The 16926-nt window shown below is 60.8% G+C and carries 16 protein-coding genes; 15 read left to right on the top strand and 1 reads right to left on the bottom strand.

Annotation, left to right across the window (positions count from 1 at the left end; genetic code table 11):
* Positions 1 to 5 precede the first annotated feature (5 nt).
* From flgG to fliP, 7 genes are all read left to right on the top strand, one after another.
* Complete coding sequence (gene flgG, locus QN219_RS00320; protein ID WP_283997090.1) at positions 6 to 794, top strand: flagellar basal-body rod protein FlgG; 789 nt, start codon at positions 6 to 8, stop codon at positions 792 to 794.
* A 22-nt stretch (positions 795 to 816) separates the two neighbouring features.
* A complete protein-coding gene (flgA, locus tag QN219_RS00325) occupies positions 817 to 1323 on the top strand; it encodes a flagellar basal body P-ring formation chaperone FlgA (protein WP_405052074.1) in 507 nt (168 codons plus the stop codon).
* On the top strand, positions 1320 to 2435 hold the full coding sequence (locus tag QN219_RS00330) for a flagellar basal body P-ring protein FlgI (protein WP_283997094.1): 1116 nt from the start codon (positions 1320 to 1322) through the stop codon (positions 2433 to 2435). Before flgA ends, QN219_RS00330 begins: the two co-directional genes overlap by 4 nt.
* Positions 2432 to 2971 (top strand): MotE family protein, encoded by a 540-nt coding sequence (locus QN219_RS00335; protein ID WP_283997095.1) that lies wholly within the window; start codon positions 2432 to 2434, stop codon positions 2969 to 2971. The genes QN219_RS00330 and QN219_RS00335 overlap by 4 nt, the downstream gene beginning before the upstream one ends.
* The gene (gene flgH / locus QN219_RS00340) at positions 2968 to 3678 is read left to right on the top strand and encodes a flagellar basal body L-ring protein FlgH (protein WP_173510897.1); all 711 of its coding nucleotides are present in this window, start codon (positions 2968 to 2970) and stop codon (positions 3676 to 3678) included. The genes QN219_RS00335 and flgH overlap by 4 nt, the downstream gene beginning before the upstream one ends.
* Positions 3679 to 3768: 90 nt before the next feature.
* Positions 3769 to 4260 (top strand): flagellar basal body-associated FliL family protein, encoded by a 492-nt coding sequence (gene fliL / locus QN219_RS00345; RefSeq protein WP_283997096.1) that lies wholly within the window; start codon positions 3769 to 3771, stop codon positions 4258 to 4260.
* Between the two features lie 49 nt (positions 4261 to 4309).
* Complete coding sequence (gene fliP, locus QN219_RS00350) at positions 4310 to 5047, top strand: flagellar type III secretion system pore protein FliP (protein ID WP_283997098.1); 738 nt, start codon at positions 4310 to 4312, stop codon at positions 5045 to 5047.
* A 171-nt stretch (positions 5048 to 5218) separates the two neighbouring features.
* On the opposite strand, the gene QN219_RS00355 is transcribed toward fliP, so the two are convergent.
* A complete protein-coding gene (locus QN219_RS00355) occupies positions 5219 to 7129 on the bottom strand; it encodes a glycosyl transferase (protein ID WP_283997099.1) in 1911 nt (636 codons plus the stop codon).
* Between the two features lie 410 nt (positions 7130 to 7539).
* On the opposite strand from QN219_RS00355, the gene QN219_RS00360 reads away from it, so the two are divergent.
* The 8 genes from QN219_RS00360 (at position 7540) to QN219_RS00395 (ending at position 16808) form a co-directional block, all read left to right on the top strand.
* Positions 7540 to 8484, top strand: coding sequence for a flagellin (locus tag QN219_RS00360; RefSeq protein WP_283997101.1), 945 nt, complete (start codon positions 7540 to 7542; stop codon positions 8482 to 8484).
* Positions 8485 to 8880: 396 nt separating this feature from the next.
* On the top strand, positions 8881 to 9825 hold the full coding sequence (locus QN219_RS00365) for a flagellin (RefSeq protein WP_173510893.1): 945 nt from the start codon (positions 8881 to 8883) through the stop codon (positions 9823 to 9825).
* 304 nt (positions 9826 to 10129) lie between these two features.
* On the top strand, positions 10130 to 11101 hold the full coding sequence (locus tag QN219_RS00370; RefSeq protein ID WP_283997102.1) for a flagellin: 972 nt from the start codon (positions 10130 to 10132) through the stop codon (positions 11099 to 11101).
* Positions 11102 to 11630: 529 nt separating this feature from the next.
* Positions 11631 to 12284, top strand: coding sequence for a hypothetical protein (locus QN219_RS00375; RefSeq protein WP_283997103.1), 654 nt, complete (start codon positions 11631 to 11633; stop codon positions 12282 to 12284).
* A complete protein-coding gene (locus tag QN219_RS00380; protein WP_283997105.1) occupies positions 12281 to 13489 on the top strand; it encodes a MotB family protein in 1209 nt (402 codons plus the stop codon). Before QN219_RS00375 ends, QN219_RS00380 begins: the two co-directional genes overlap by 4 nt.
* Before the next feature lie 4 nt (positions 13490 to 13493).
* On the top strand, positions 13494 to 14798 hold the full coding sequence (gene motC, locus QN219_RS00385; RefSeq protein ID WP_283997107.1) for a chemotaxis protein MotC: 1305 nt from the start codon (positions 13494 to 13496) through the stop codon (positions 14796 to 14798).
* A complete protein-coding gene (locus QN219_RS00390) occupies positions 14795 to 16306 on the top strand; it encodes a flagellar hook-length control protein FliK (RefSeq protein WP_283997108.1) in 1512 nt (503 codons plus the stop codon). The genes motC and QN219_RS00390 overlap by 4 nt, the downstream gene beginning before the upstream one ends.
* Entirely contained in the window at positions 16245 to 16808 is a 564-nt protein-coding gene (locus QN219_RS00395; protein ID WP_405052080.1) for a transglycosylase SLT domain-containing protein, read from the top strand. The genes QN219_RS00390 and QN219_RS00395 overlap by 62 nt, the downstream gene beginning before the upstream one ends.
* Positions 16809 to 16926: the final 118 nt, after the last annotated feature.

Consider the following 16926-nt stretch of genomic DNA (forward strand, 5'->3'; position numbering starts at 1 on the left):
GAGACATGAAGGCCCTTTCCATCGCCGCCACGGGCATGAATGCCCAACAGTTGAACCTGGAAGTTATCGCGAACAACATCGCGAACATCAATACGACGGGCTACAAGCGGGCGCGCGCCGAGTTTTCCGATCTGCTCTATCAGACCGAGCGCGCCCAGGGCGTACCCAACCGCGCCAACCAGGCGATCGTCCCGGAAGGCGCGATCATCGGCCTCGGCGTGCAGACCTCCGCCGTGCGCAACCTCCATATCCAGGGCAGCCTCGTCAACACAGGAAACGACTACGATTTGGCATTGGTCGGCCGCGGCTGGTTCCAGATAGAGACGCCGGACGGAGAGACCGCCTATACCCGTTCGGGCGCCTTCAACACCAATGCCGCCGGCCAGCTCGTCACCATTGACGGCTACACCGTCGTTCCCGGCATCACGGTGCCGCAGGATGCCAGCGAAATCACCTTCACCTCTTCGGGGCAGGTGCTTGTGCGCATCGGCAACAACACGGAACTGCAGGAAATCGGCCAGCTGACGATCGCGAACTTCGTCAACGAGGCCGGGCTTGAGCCGCAGGGCGAGAATCTTTTCAAGCAGACACCGGCTTCGGGCGAGCCGATCATCGGCACGCCGGCCGATCCCGGCTTTGCCCAGATCAAGCAGAACTATCTCGAGGCATCGAACGTCGATCCGGTCAAGGAAATCACCGACCTGATCTCGGCCCAGCGCGCCTACGAGATGAATTCCAAGATCATTCAGGCCGCAGACGAGATGGCGGCAACGGTCAGCAAGAACCTCAGGTAAACGCAAAACAGGGGCAAACATGATGTTTCGCCGATCCGCCGCAAGGACAGCATCGCCAGTTCATTCCCCGTTCCGGGTGCGAATCGTCGCGTTCGTCGTGGTTGCCGCGGCCTTCCTGTCGCCGGCTGCCGTTTTGGCGGAGCGGCCGACCGCTGTCATCCCCAAGCAGACGATCTATCCCGGCGAAACCCTCGATGAGAGCCTGGTCGAGGTCGTCGACGTGACCAATCCCAATCTCATGGACGGCTATGTCCAATCTATCGAGGAGATCGAGGGCAAGGTTACGAAACGGACCCTCCTTCCAGGGCGTGTGATCCTCGCCTCGGCATTGCGCGAGCAATACGCGGTCGAGCGCGGTTCGACGGTTCGGCTCATCTTCAACAATGGTGCCCTGACGATCACGGCGGCGGGTTCGCCCTTGCAGGACGCCGCGGTCGGCGATCTGATCCGCGCGCGTAACGTCGATACCGGCGTCATCGTCTCCGGCACTGTGATGGCGGACGGCACGATCCATGTGGTGGCGAAATGAAGCGGCATGTCTGTAAGTGGTTCCTGACGCTTGCCGTGGCCTTTGCCGCGACGCTGACGCTTGCCCATGGTGCCTCCCGCATCAAGGACGTGGCAGCGCTGCAGGCGGGGCGGGATAACCAGCTGATCGGCTATGGTCTGGTGGTCGGCCTGCAGGGCACCGGCGACAGCCTGCGCTCCTCACCCTTCACCGATCAGTCGATCCGCGCCATGTTGCAGAACCTCGGTATCTCCACGCAGGGCGGCGAGTCGCGTACGCGCAACGTCGCGGCGGTGCTGGTCACGGCAACGCTGCCGCCCTTTGCAAGCCCGGGCAGCCGCGTCGACGTGACTGTCGGTTCTCTCGGCGATGCGACGTCGCTGCGCGGCGGCACGCTGGTCATGACCTCGCTTTCCGGCGCCGACGGCCAGATCTACGCGGTGGCGCAAGGTTCGGTGGTCGTGACCGGTTTCAGTGCGCAAGGGGACGCCGCCACCCTCAGTCAGGGTGTGACCACGGCCGGACGTGTGCCGAACGGTGCCATCATCGAGCGGGAACTACCGGCAAGATTCAAGGACGGCGTCAATCTCGTGCTGCAACTGCGCAATCCGGATTTTTCCACGGCCGTCGGCATGGCGGCTGCGATCAACAAATATGCCGCTGCGCAGTTCGGCGGGCGCATCGCCGAAGCCAAGGATTCGCAATCCGTGCTGGTCGAGAAGCCGAAGATGGCCGATCTCGCGCGCCTGATGGCGGACGTCGAAAATCTGGTGATCGAAACCGATGTGCCGGCGCGCGTCGTCATCAACGAAAGGACGGGCACGATCGTCATCGGCCAGGATGTGCGTGTCGCCGAGGTCGCGGTCAGCTACGGCACGCTGACGGTGCAGGTGACCGAGACGCCGACTGTCGTGCAGCCGGCGCCGTTCTCCCGCGGCGAGACCGCCATGGAGCCGAACACCACGATCGAGGCGCAATCGGATGGCGGCACGGTCGCGATCCTGAATGGATCGAGCCTTCGCTCTCTGGTCGCAGGCCTCAACAGCATCGGCGTCAAGCCTGATGGGATCATTGCGATCCTCCAGAGCATCAAAACGGCGGGAGCCCTTCAGGCGGAGCTCGTTCTGCAATGACCGGACACTTGGACAGACTTCTCGGGAAATCGCCGCGCATCCTCATGGTCGCGGCCGCCTGCGCATTGATGCTGGCGCTCCCGGGCGCTTTCGCGCAGGACGTGACGGCGCCGCCGGCGGAAAGCGGGAGCGTCAACGAAATCCAGCAATTCTGCACCAACATCGCCGATGCCGCGCGCGACCAGCGCTATCTGCTGCAACGCAAGGAACTGGAAAATCTTCAGGCCAGTGTCGACGAGCGTATCGCGACGCTGGAGAAACGCCGCGCCGAATACGAGGACTGGCTGAAGCGCCGCAACGACTTCCTGAAACAGGCGGAACTCGGTCTCGTCGACATCTACAAGACGATGAAACCGGACGCCGCCGCCGGCAAGCTCGAGATGGTACGACCGGAGATCGCCGCTGCGATCGTCATGCGGTTGCCGCCGCGCCAGTCCTCGCTGATTCTCAGCGAGATGAGCGACGACAAGGCGGCTGTGCTCACCAACATCATTTCGAGCGCGAGCGATCCCAACACCTCGAAGGAGCCATCATGAGAAAGCATTTTACGGCCGTTTTGGCCGCGGGCCTCCTTGCGGGATGTCAGAGCCAGGCGTTCAAGGAGATCGGTCAGGCGCCGTCCATGAGCCCGATCGGCAGCGGCCTGCAATATACGCAGACGCCGCAGCTCGCTGCATATCCGAAGCAGCCGCATCAGGTCACGAACGGATATTCGCTTTGGAACGACCAGCAGGCAGCGCTCTTCAAGGATGCGCGCGCGATCAATGTCGGCGACATTCTCACGGTCGATATCAGGATCGACGACAAGGCATCCTTCGACAACAAGACGGATCGCAGCCGCAAGAATTCCAGCGGCTTTAATCTCGGCGCCAGCGGGGCATCGCAGACCAGCGATTTCGAATGGTCGGGCGATCTGGAATATGGCTCCAACACCAAGACCGAGGGCGATGGCAAAACCGAGCGCTCCGAAAAGCTGCGCCTGCTCGTCGCCGCCGTCGTGACCGGGGTGCTGGAGAACGGTAACCTCCTGATCAGCGGTTCCCAGGAAGTTCGTGTCAACCATGAATTGCGCATTCTCAACGTCGCGGGGATCGTCCGGCCGCGGGATGTCGACGCCGACAACATCATCTCCTACGACCGCATCGCCGAGGCTCGCATCTCCTATGGCGGCCGTGGCCGCCTGACCGAAGTGCAGCAGCCGCCTTGGGGTCAGCAAGTCGTAGACCTGCTCTCGCCGATCTGATCGAGGGCAGATTGCAAATCAAAGTGCCACGACGTCGCCTGTCTCCTCGACGAGGCGTAGCGCCGTGGCCAACCGGCACGGAATGGCACGATGGAAGAAATCGATAGCGCGCAATCCTCCAAATCCAAAGTGATGACGATTGCCGCCCTGGCCGTGCTGACCGTCATCGCCGGCGGCGGCGGGTGGCTCGTCGGCCGCTTGCTGGCGCCGCCGCCCGCAGCGGAGAAGATCGAGGCCGTTGCCGAAGTTGCGCCGAACGCCACCGGTGCCGAGGGGGTTCCGAAAATCGCCACTGAGGCCAATGGTGTCGTGCAGCTGGAGCCGATCACGACGAACCTCGCTTACCCTTCCGAAAACTGGGTCCGCCTGGAAGTCGCGCTGCAGTTCAAGGGCATCCCGGACGTTGCCTTGGCCGAGCAGATACACCAGGACATTGCAGCCTATCTCAAGACCGTATCGCTGCAGCAGATCCAGGGGCCGCGCGGCTTTCAATATCTCCGGGATGACATTCAGGAGCGGGTTGACCTGCGCTCCGACGGACGCGTAACGAATGTGATGTTCCGAACCTTCGTCATCCAATGATTCGGCAGGGTCGGGACCTAGTAATTCATCCATTCTGTTCAGGCCCTCAATGCTCCGGATTGCTGCCTTCATAATCGCCATGATGGCGATGTCGGGAATTGCCGGGGCGCAAAGCTTTCCCGCCGATATTCTGAACACGCCGGTCGACGGTTCCGTCGCATCATGGATCATCCGCACCTTCGGACTGATCACCGTTCTGTCGGTGGCACCCGGCATTCTGATCATGGTGACGAGCTTTCCGCGCTTCGTCATCGCCTTTGCGATCCTGCGGTCGGGAATGGGGCTGGCGACCACGCCGTCCAACATGATCATGGTGTCGCTGGCACTGTTCATGACCTTCTATGTGATGGCGCCGACCTTCGACCGCGCCTGGCGGGAGGGTATCGACCCGCTCCTGAAGAATGAAATCTCGGAAACCGAGGCCATGCCGCGCATGGCGGAGCCGTTCCGCGAATTCATGCTGGCCAATACGCGCGACAAGGACCTGCAGCTCTTCATCGACATCGCCAAGGAGAAGGGCCAGACGGTCGTGGTCGACGACAAGGTCGATCTCCGCGCCGTGGTGCCGGCCTTCATGATCTCGGAGATCCGGCGCGGCTTCGAAATCGGCTTCCTGATCATGTTGCCGTTTCTGGTAATCGACCTGATCGTTGCGACGATCACTATGGCGATGGGTATGATGATGCTGCCACCAACGGCGATCTCGCTGCCCTTCAAGATACTCTTCTTCGTGCTGATCGACGGCTGGAACCTGCTCGTCGGCAGTCTGGTACGGTCCTTCACCTGAGCGGGTGAAACATTCCCTGCTGATTCTCGACAATCGATCGACGCATCGCGAGCCGCGCGTGCGGGCTGCTGCACCGCCAGGCGCGATCGTAGACGAGCGAACCTTTGCAATGAAAAAGAGGCAGTGGTTCCACTGCCTCTTCACCATTGGCCTTTCCGTGCCGCCGGCGATCTATCGTTTGAAGGACCCATCGCGCGGCGGAAGCGCCGGAACGTCGATGTGATCCGGTGCCAGTTTCTGCTTGGCGCGATCCACCATCATCTCGTAACCGCGCTCGAGATGACGGCAGAAGCGCTCCGCATCGAACAGCGGCATGCGGAAGCGGTTTTCCTCAAGCGCCTTCCTGTACTCGGCGATCTTTTCACGATTCTCATAGAGTGCGACAGCTTCTGCCACATAGGCTTCGGGATCGGCAGCCACGAGCTGCGGCAGCCCGATCGCGTTGAGAAGGCTTTCGCTTACGCGCGAGGCAAAGTTGGTGCCCTTGAACGTGAGCACCGGCAGGCCGGCCCAAAGCTGTTCCGAGGTGGTCGTGTGGCCGTTATAGGGATAGGTGTCGAGGCCGAGGTCGGCGGCGGGCAGGCGGTTGATGTGCTCTGCATAGGCCGTCTTGCTGCAGAGGATGATGCGTTTCGACGCGATACCGCCGCTCTGGAACTTACGCAGAATGTTGGCCTGCGCGTCCCGCTTGCACATGAGCCACAGAATGCTGTCGGGGGTTCGGCGCAGGATCTCGATCCAGAGATTGATGGTCTGGAGCGAGATCTTTCTGCTGGCGTTGAACGATGCGAAGATGAACGCTTCCTCCGGAAGGCCGAGGTCCTTGCGGCCGATGCCGTATGGCTGCGGGCGATGGTAGGGATCGTTCGGCTGGTAGGTTTCCGGCAGGCGGCAGAACTTTTCGTAATAGTGTTCCTGGCTTCCATCCGGCAGGACATACGGATCGCCGATGACATAGTCGACATCGACGTTTGCCGTGGTTCCGGGGAAGCCCAGCCAGGACACCTGAACGGGTGCAGCCTGATGGTTAAGTATCTTCAGCCGGTTGTCGAGCGTGTGTCCCTTCAGGTCCACCAGGATATCGATGCCTTCTGCACGAACGACGCGGGTGGCCTCCTCATCGGACATATCGTTGATGCGGATAATTCGGCCCCAATTGATGCGATTGCCCCGGTCGCGAGCCAGATTGCTTTCTTTGGTATGGCAGAAGAGCGTGACTTCAAATTTTTCCGGGTCGTGCAGCTCCAAAACAGCTTGCAGAAGCTTCATCGTTGCATGCTGGTCCCAGAAGTCCGCTGAAAGATAACCGATGCGGATTTTCTTCGCCCATTGATGCGGCATGTTGCGCCGCGCCTCGGTAATTGCGGAGGCAAAGGGCCGGTTCCGCGCACCAGCCCATCGATTGAGCTTTTCATCCCCGCACCAGGTGACGTGGTAGTAGGGGGACTCGGCGGTGAGAATTTCGTACCGGCCGGCATCCAGGGCTTTCTGGATATCCGGATAGTGTTTTTCAATCTCGGCGTAGTCGTTGGCCTCACGCGCAAAGACGAGATAGGCCGCCCGCAACACAGTGCTCTTCGGATTTTTCCGGAACAGATTCACGACCGCATCGCGGTCCTGCGCATCATCGATATCGGCCGTCAGAAGTTTGAAGGCGAGTGACTGATGTTGAATATTCGTACTCGTGGAAAGCGGTGCCTTGAACAGGCCGAGAATTTCCTTCTGGTCCCGCTTGAGGAAAATGGATGCGATGATGAACGCGATCTCCGGATCGGTCTTCGCCTTTTCCAGAAGAGGAAGGCCGATGCTGAGCGCCTCGTCCTCGTTGCCGCATGAAAAATACAGCTTCATCGCTTCGGTCAAATAATGTTCCGAACGCGAGCCCTTTTCCTCTCCTGCCAGCTGATAGGCGCGCGCGGCGTCCGTCTTGAAGCCGAGTTTCAAAAGAATCTTTGCCAGCAGGACGTATGTCTTCGCCTCCCTGCTGATGTTCATCAGGTGGTTAAGCTGGTTGAGCGCCTCGGTATACTGGCCTTTCTGATATTGCCGGGAGGCGGTCGTGAAGAGGGCATGCGCGTTCAAGTGCGGCTCCGTCGGATAGGTGACCGCGGCCGGCGTTCAGCCGCTCCGGTCCTGATTCGATCGACATGTTTCACGCAACAGTGTCGTCGTTGGACCTTGCCTCAGGCGTGACTCCGACAATGGTTGGGGAGGTCTGCGGCCGCCGCTGTCGAGGAGAGGCCGTGGAAAAAAAGCTACATGTGCTCAACCATTTAATCGTGCGTTAAGCATAAATCGAGCCATCCGGAGTGGGCACCTGCATTTAATGAATTCGCAAGCATTGGCCTCGATATTCGTCTCCACATGACGGGTTTGGTTTCTTCCAAAGGATGTTTGTTGGAACCGAGTGGCATGAAGCCGGTCCGTCATCACCGGTAGTGTACGCAGTCCGGTATGTCCCCACGGTATTCAGTAAAAAAGGGACAACTCAAATGACCAGCATCATGACGAACTCCTCGGCAATGGCCGCAATCGCGACCCTGCGCTCGATCAATTCCTCGATGGAAACGACCCAGGACCGGATTTCCTCCGGCTATCGTGTTGGTTCGGCCTCTGACAACGCCGCTTACTGGTCGATCGCGACCACCATGCGTTCCGACAACAAGGCGCTTTCGACGGTTCAGGACGCCCTCGGCCTCGGCGCCGCCAAGACCGACGTCGCCTACACGGCGATGAAGTCCTCGATCGACGTCGTCGACGAAATCAAGGCGAAGCTCGTTGCCGCCAGCGAGCCGGGCGTGGACAAGGGCAAGATCCAGAAGGAAATCAAGGAACTCCAGAACCAGCTCGTCAGCATCGCGAAGTCCGCTTCGTTCTCCGGCGAAAACTGGGTCTATAACGACAACAACAACGCCGCCGGCACCAAGTCGATCGTCGGTTCGTTCAACCGCGACGCGAGCGGCAATGTCAGCCTCACCACGCTTCAGTTCGATACGACGAAGAGCTCGCTCATCGAAGTCGACTCGGCTGGCGATTATGTCACCAACGGTTCGGGCCTGCTTTCGAGCGACCTCGAATACACCGACACGGACGGCACGACCACTGTCACGCTGAGCTATAACCTGCTCGAGATGGACATCAGCAGCATGACGACCGGCGATCTGGCCGAAGCCATCTCCGGTGTCGACGCAGCCCTGCAGACCATGACCGACGCAGCTTCCGATCTCGGCGCGCTCAACAGCCGCGTCGACATGCAGAAGGACTTCGTCGCCGACCTGATGGACTCGATCGAGAAGGGTGTCGGCAAGCTTGTCGATGCCGACATGAACGAGGAATCGACGCGCCTCAAGGCCCTGCAGACACAGCAGCAGCTCGGCATCCAGTCGCTGTCGATCGCCAACAGCAACTCGCAGAACATCCTGTCGCTGTTCCGCTAAGCGAAATTCTTCCAAGCGCGGAAGACTTCCCGCGCTTGGTCGCAAGTCGATCGAAGCCGCGTTTCGCAAGGGACGCGGCTTTCATTTTGGGTTCGACGTCCTACTGCATGATTCCTCAAATCGGAATCGATTTGAGGACAAAATCATGCAGCGATTCAAAGCGCTGCGGCGACCTTGCGCGTCTGTGCGGACGCGCGGCGCTGCGATCGAAGAAAAATCTGCGCGAGCCGTGCGCCGGCTTTAGCCTTCGTTAACTATGTTGGTGTTTGCTGTGGCCATCGAAACAGCGGGTTAACCAACAAATTTAACGCGTTAGCAGGCATGAAGCTGACCGCCGTTTCCCGGTAATCCCGGAATGTCCCTTCCATCTCAACTGTCACAAGGGGCACTCAGCCAATGACAAGCATCATGACGAACACCGCCGCAATGACGGCGCTCGCAACGCTGCGCTCGATCAACTCTTCCATGGAAACGACGCAGGACCGGGTTTCCTCCGGTTATCGCGTGGGCGCCGCTCAGGACAACGCCGCTTACTGGTCGATCGCGACCACCATGCGTTCCGACAACAAGGCGCTTTCGACGGTTCAGGACGCTCTCGGCCTCGGCGCCGCCAAGACCGACGTCGCCTATACCGCGATGGAATCCTCGATCGACGTTGTTGACGAAATCAAGGCGAAGCTCGTCGCCGCCAGCGAGCCGGGCGTCGACAAAAGCAAGATCCAGAAGGAAATCACCGAACTTCAGAACCAGCTGATCAGCATCGCGAAGTCCGCTTCGTTCTCGGGCGAAAACTGGGTTTATAACGACAACAACAACGCTGCCGGTACCAAGTCGATCGTCGGCTCGTTCAACCGCGACGCCAACGGTAATGTCAGCCTGACCACGCTTCAGTTCGACACGAACAAAAGCTCGCTTATCGAAGTCGACTCGGCTGGCGCCTATGTCACCAACGGCTCGGGCCTGCTTTCGAGCGATCTCGAATACACCGACACGGATGGCACGACCACGGTCACGCTGAGCTACAACCTGCTCGAGATGGACATCACCAGCATGACTGTTGGCGATCTGGCCCAGGCGATCTCCGGCGTCGACGCAGCGCTGCTGACCATGACCGATGCCGCTTCCGATCTCGGTGCGCTCAATAGCCGCGTCACGATGCAGAACGACTTCGTCGCCGATCTGATGGACTCGATCGAGAAGGGTGTCGGGCGCCTTGTCGATGCCGACATGAACGAGGAATCGACGCGCTTGAAAGCCCTGCAGACGCAGCAGCAGCTCGGCATCCAGTCGCTGTCGATCGCCAACACCAACTCGCAGAACATCCTGTCGCTGTTCCGCTAATAGGAACCGGTTACAGTCCAATCCGACAAGAAAGCCGCGCTGCTCGTCGAGCAGCGCGGCTTTCGGCTGTCTGCCTGCCGAGCGTTCGGTAAGCTTTTATCCATCTTTGTTTATTTTCGTTCATTTTTGTTACTCGCGCGTAACGCGCATTAACCATTTATTAACCATCAAATCGTTACATCTTCGTTAAGAGCGAAGGGCTGCCTCCCAGGGCAAAATCGGAGGCGGTTCGCATGACGCTGGTCCCGTCGCTGCCGGTGCACTCCGGAATGTTTTTTGCAAAATCACTCAGGGCAAACGATCCATGACCAGTATCATGACCAATGCCGCCGCCATGGCGGCGCTCCAGACATTGCGCTCGATCAACAGCAACATGGCCGAGGTGCAGAACCGAATTTCGTCCGGCTATCGCGTCCAGACGGCGGGCGACAACGCGGCCTACTGGTCGATCGCGACGACCATGCGCTCCGACAATGCGGCCCTTTCGACGGTTCAGGACGCACTCGGTCTCGGCGCCGCCAAGGTCGATACGGCATACGCAGCTATGGACACGTCGATCGAGGTGATCAGCGAGATCAAGGCGAAGCTCGTTGCCGCGCGCGAGCCTGGCGTGGACAAGTTGAAGATCGACAAGGAAATCAACGAGCTCAAGAACCAGCTCGTATCCGCAGCGCAGTCAGCATCGTTCTCCGGCGAGAACTGGCTCTACAATTCCAACGCCGCGGCGGTCGGAACCAAGTCGATCGTCGCGTCCTTCAACCGCAGCGGCAACGGAAATGTTTCCGTGACGACGCTCGACTTCGATACTGCGCAGTCGATGCTAATCGACACGGCGGACGCCACGCGGGGCCTGCTGACCAACAGCTATGACGCCGACCAATTGCAGGCGACGCCGTCGGGTACGGCGCGGCTCTATCACCTCATCGTCGCGCCTCCGGCAACGCCTGTCGCCGGCAGCACCGAGGTCAAGCTGACGACCGCGACGACCAGCGCGCAACTGGACGACATGATCCGCGTTGTCGACAAGATGTTGAGCAAGCTCACCGATTCCGCCTCCACGCTCGGGGCGATCACCACTCGCATCGACATGCAGGAAAGCTTTGTCGCGAACCTGATGGACGTGATCGACAAAGGTGTCGGACGCCTGGTCGATGCGGACATGAACGAGGAATCGACGCGGCTCAAGGCTCTGCAGACGCAGCAGCAGCTCGGCATCCAGGCGTTGTCGATCGCCAACACCAACTCCGAGAATATCCTGCGCCTCTTCCAGCAGTAACGCGCTGATACCATTCGGGCGACCGGGCAATTCCGTCGCTCCTACAGCGCCGCGCGTCTTATCAGACGCGCAAAGGACGCTGTAGCACTTTGAATTGCTGCATGTTTTTATCCCTAAATCGGCTACGATTTAAGGAAACATGCAGCAGCCGCTTGCATGGAAAGCAAGCGGCGTCGCCTTCCGCCGTGCCGCCGGTCATCGGCATCTGGTGGAAACCGTTGGACCGCGCTTTTTGCCCTGGCGCGGTCCAACCATTTTCGCGCAAGTTTGACCGAATAACCTCCCATCACAGTCTTGTCGGACTGTCGGCCAAGATGAGTTTTGTGCCGCCGCTTGCATCGGCTCTACCAAATCCGCGAACAGCCGTTGCGCATCGAGAATGTTGGGTCCTGCCGCTGTCTCGGGCTGTCTGGACCGAGGGAGACATTGCAAACGTGTCAGGCTCTTTGGATTTCCGGGCCGTGCGGCAGCGTGCGAGCGACAGGCAAAGCATGCCGACGCCATCCGTGCGACTGTCGGAGGGGCGTCGATGACGGCGTCGCTTTCTCGATACCTCAAGGATTTCAGCGCGCCGAAGATCGAGTTGTCGAGAATGCCGCCGAAATATTTCCCGGACATCGACACCGAGCTTCCAAACACGGATCTTCCGGGTGCGAGGCGCGCCATGCCGGAGATAGATATCGATGCCGAGCGTCGCGACGCCTTTGCCCAAGGTCGCGCAGAAGCCAGCGCCGAGCTCGTATTCGAGCATGAAAAAGAGATCGCCGAACTCAAGGCGCGGCACGCGGAGCAAATGGAAGCGTTGGCGCTACGCCTCGAAGAGGAAGTCGCAGCCAGACTGGCAGCCAAGATCGCGGAAATGACTGATCGGCTTGCTCTCGGCCTCGGCGACCAGACGGCGCGGGTGCTTGCGCCGGTCATGCAAGAGGCGCTGCTCAAGCGCGCCATCGAGGATCTGGCGCGGATGGTCCGGGAGGGTGTCGCAGCCGGTGAGGGCTGCGTGATCGCGGTCAAGGGACCGCTGTCTCTTTTCGATGCGCTGAAGCGGCATTTGCCGAACGACGCGACGCTGTTCCGTCATATCGAAACCAACGACATCGATCTCGCGGTCGAAATGGGTGACGCCGTACTGGTGACCAGAATGGCCGCCTGGTCCGATACCGTCCGGAAAGTTCTGGCATGAGTGACGAAAGCCATCATAACGGCAAGAACGAAATCATCATCGTCAAGCGTTCCTCGGAGGGGCATGGCGAGCATCACGGCGGCTCGTGGAAGATCGCCTATGCCGATTTCATGACGGCAATGATGGCCTTCTTTCTTGTGATGTGGCTGATCAATGCCGCGAACGAAGAGACGAAGGCGGCCATCGCTTCCTATTTCAACCCGGTGCAACTCACCGACCAGAAGCCCTCCGAGAAGGGATTGAAGGATCCCGCCAAAGACGCTCAGGGCGAGCAGACGCAGCAGCGGTCGAAGACCGACGGCGAACAATCGAAATCCGGTGGTACCGCCAAGAAGGGCGACCAGTTGACCGCGACCTCGGGCGAGGAAACCAAATACTCCGACGCCGATTTCTTCGAGAATCCCTATTCCGTCCTTTCCGAGATCGCCAAGGAAGTCGGTCAGCAGGCTAATATCAGCGTCAAGGGCGATGGCGGCGCGGCGGAGTCGGGGCCGGCAACCGGTGCCGAAGGTGGCGAAGCCTACCGGGATCCCTTTGACCCGGACTTCTGGACCAAGCAGGTCGAGATCAAGGAGGCCGGCAATACCGCAGCAAACGACGTGGCGGCCGTGTCGAACCCCGCGTCGGAGGGAACCGCCGAGTTGAAGCCGGCGGATGGCCGGGCGCCGGCCAACGTCGAAGACCGGACGGTGAAGAGCGTAGAGAACGCACTCGAGGCCGAAACGGACGGAAAGGACCGGCAGCACGAGGCAGATGCGCTCAAGGCCGAAATCGAAAAGGAGCTCGGCGGAAATGCCGGGCGGCTCATCGAAGGGCTGATGGTGACACCCGCCGAGGGCGGCCTCCTGGTGACGATCAGCGAGCAGACGGACGCGCCGATGTTTGCGGTCGGCTCCGCCGTGCCGCAGAAGGAACTCGTGCTCGCCATGGAAAAGATCGGGCGGCTGCTCGCGGCACGCGAGGGTGCCGTCGCGATCCGCGGCCACACGGACGGGCGGCCGTTCAAGGATGGAACCTACGACAACTGGCGCCTCTCGGCGGCGCGCGCGCAGAGTGCCTATTACATGCTCGTCCGCGGCGGCCTGAAGGAAGACCGTGTCAGCCAGATCAGCGGCTTCGCGGATCGCCGCCTGCAGGTGCCGGGCGATCCGTACGCGCCCGGCAACCGGCGCATCGAGATCCTGTTGCAATCGGGACAGGGTTGATCGGATGCTGAAGCGGCTGCACGCCATCCTCCTGACGTCGGTCCTGGCCATCCCGCTTGCGGCCGGGCTTGCGCGCGCGGACGAGACGGAAGAGCTCGCGCCTTTCAAGATGGTAAGATCGCTGCAATATGTTCAGGATTCGGTCGTCCTCGGGGATCATTCCGCAATCGAGATGCAGCGCTTCATGCTGGGAGCGATCGACAAGCGGCTAAGGGCGGCCGAACAATCGGCGTTCCGCGATCCGCGCAACGTCGATGCGGCGCTCGTCTACGTCATGAGCGGCGGCAATCCCGATACGCTCGACTACCTCGCCGACCGCGACATCGAGGGCAATTTCGATACCAGGGTGACCGAAGCGTTGCGGCAGTATCTGCGCGGCAAGGGTGCGCTGATCGTCGAAACGCTCTCCAAGGCCGCGCCGGAATACAAGAACGCCCGCATCGGCCCTTATCTTTTCCTGATCCTCGGCAATGCGAGCTCGCAGCAGAACCCTTTGGCGGCGATGAAGTATTACGACTGGGCCCGTCTGACTGCGCCGGGCACCATCATCGAGGAGGCGGCGCTGCGCCGCTCCGTCTTTCTGGCAGCGAAGGCGAACGAACCGGATAAGGGATTTCGTTATGCTTTGAGCTATGCGCGACGCTATCTGACGTCGCCTTATGCAAGCCAGTTCGCGGACGTGTTCGTCGAACTGGCCGTTGCGCATTTCAACCAGGCCGCCGAGCAAAAGGTCTCCGAAGTCCTCGCTTTCATGGATAGGCCGCGTCAGCGCGAGGTCTATCTTCGCGTGGCCCGTCGCGCGGCGATCGGCGGCAACCAGGCGCTCGCACGCCTTGCCTCGAAACGGGCTGAAGGTCTCGCTGACAGCGGCGCTTCGCAGGCGCAGGTACTCGCAAGCTTTTACGAGGGGGTTGCCGCGGTGCCTTCGGCGGACGTGTTTGCGGCCACCGAAACCATCAGTGCAATTCCTGATGAAAAACTGTCCGCGCGCGATCGGGCACTCCGCGACGCGGCCAAGGCGGTTGCGGACGCGATGGTGCGGCTACCACAGGATGAAAGCTCCGCGCAAGCGTCCGCGCCTACACCAGACAGGATCGCCTTGGAAGAAAGTCAGGCTTCGTCCGAGGAGACGGGAAGTGGGATGAGCCCATTCGACGAGGCGGCTGAGATGTCGGATCGGTCGAGCAATGGTGGCAAGCCCGGTGCAGGAACGGCCCAGCCCATGGACCCGGCACTCGATGGATTTCTCAGCAACGGGCGCTCGAAGATCGCCGAGATCGATGCTCTCCTGAAGGAGGAAGGACCATGAAGCCTCTTGACGAGAGTTTGCGCAGCCCGATTCCGGCGGCCACGGGCAAGGCCGGCTCGAGGCAGGGTGGACGGGAAGAGATCGGGGAAGCACCGCGTGCCTTCCAGGACGTCATTGCTGACACCGGCCGCCAGAAAGCACAGGGACAAGGCCCTGCCATCAGCGATGCAAACCGGCCAATCGACAATTCATCGGCGAACGGTTTGCAGGGACTCCTCGGCGATGACACGGCAACCGGCGGCCGTGACCGACGTGGCTCGATCGGACGCAACGGGATGGAAGGCACGTGGGACGCGGCGTCGTTGCAAGATCTCGGCAATAGTGTCGCGGAAGATGCAATCGCGGCGGACAAAGACCGGTCATCCGACAGCCTCTCCGTCCGCGAGCACGCGCTGAAGCGGCTCCGCCGCGTAGGCCTTGGCAAGGAACATGCGCCAGTGCGCAGTGATCCAGCCGCTGGCAGCGAGCAGCATGCGGATGCGCTACCGCAAAAGGCTGACGCCGTCGCGCGTGGGCAGGTAAGGGCAGCGGGTGGGGTGCCGGACGAGGTGCGCACAGAGGCCGGGCAAGAAGATCCTTCCGGACCGGCCGACCCGAAGGGGACCGTCGACGATCTACTCACGCTGCTCGGCGCGGCCGCCGCGGTAACCGCCGCGCTGCAGCAGCCGGAAGACGAGGCAGACCGCTCGTCGGGCGGTCGCCCGGTACCGGGCAATGCGGTCGGAATTGAAGGCGGCGAAGCCGTGACCGATATTGTTCCGGACGAAAGCTTGCATGCCGAGAAAGACGCATCCGAGTCCGATCAGCTCTTCCGCTTTGCTCGAGCCGACGGCAAGGGCCAGGCTATGTCGATGACCATTTCCGCCGATGGGGAGAAGGCCGTCGTCGACACCGGCAAGCCGGCCGCCGCATCCAAGGCGGAAAACGTCACGGTTCTGGAAGCGCGCCGTTATCTCGGTCTGGCCATGAACGCCAACGCCGCATCGGTTACCAGCGCGATCGCCGGCGACAGTGACTGGGCGCAGCTAATGCATTCGAGCGCGACCTTGGGACAACCCGAAGCCTCCGCTCAGGTCGGCAAAACGCTCAACACGCTCAAGATCCAGCTGCATCCGATCGATCTCGGTACTGTGACCGCCACCTTGCGGCTGAAGGACGACGAGTTGCAGGTGGACCTGAAGGTGGAGTCGGGCGAGGCGTTCCGCCAATTGCGCGACGACCAGGGCGAGATGGTGAAAGCGTTGCGCGCACAAGGCTTCGCGGTCGACCAGGTCAATATCGTGTTCAATGCCGGCGGCGACGCTTCAGGTGGCGGCGGTCAGCAGCAACAGGCGCAAACCGGCCCTGATCAGCAGGGGCGCGAGCACGCCGGCGAGGGGAGCGGGCAGGGGCGCCAGCGACAGAATGATGCGCAGGGTTCGGCAGCAGGAAGGTGGGCGGGCAATGATGGACTGGATGGTGCGCCGGTTGACGCTGAGCATCCTCGTGCTGGCTACGTCTACATGTAGCGCCTGGGCAAGCGCCGGTCTCTGCGAGCGCGAGATCATTTCCGCGGCTTCGAAATATGGCATCCCGACCGGAATTCTCTATTCCGTCGGTTTGACCGAGACCGGCCGCAAAGGGTCTCTCCAGCCTTATGCGATGAACATCGAGGGCAAGGCCTATTTCGGCACCAGCACGCGAGACGTCCTGGCGCGCTTCGGGACCGCCCGGGCAGAAGGGGCGAAACTCATCGATCTCGGCTGCATGCAGATCAACTATTACTTCCACGGAGAGAATTTCGGTTCGCCGGAGGAAATGCTTGATCCGCGCAAGAACGTCGAATATGCCGCCCGCTTCCTGTCCAATCTGCGCGCCAAGCACGAGAGCTGGACGATGGCTGTCGCGCGTTATCATGCCGGGCCGAACAACGATCCGGCGCAGAAGAAATACGTCTGCCGTGTGATCGCGAATCTCGTCGCGACCGGCTACGGCAAGTGGACGCCGAACGCGACGCAGTTCTGTCGGTAATCAACCTGAAGTTGTTTTCAAGGGGCAATCCCGCATTGTGGCGACAATGCGGGCAGAATGTGATCGCAAGCAGATTTGTCGCGCGCCGTTAACTTTTCCACACGATTTTAGTGTCATG

Origin of the sequence: Sinorhizobium sp. 8-89 (assembly GCF_030124325.1) — a bacterium.
GTDB lineage: Bacteria > Pseudomonadota > Alphaproteobacteria > Rhizobiales > Rhizobiaceae > Sinorhizobium.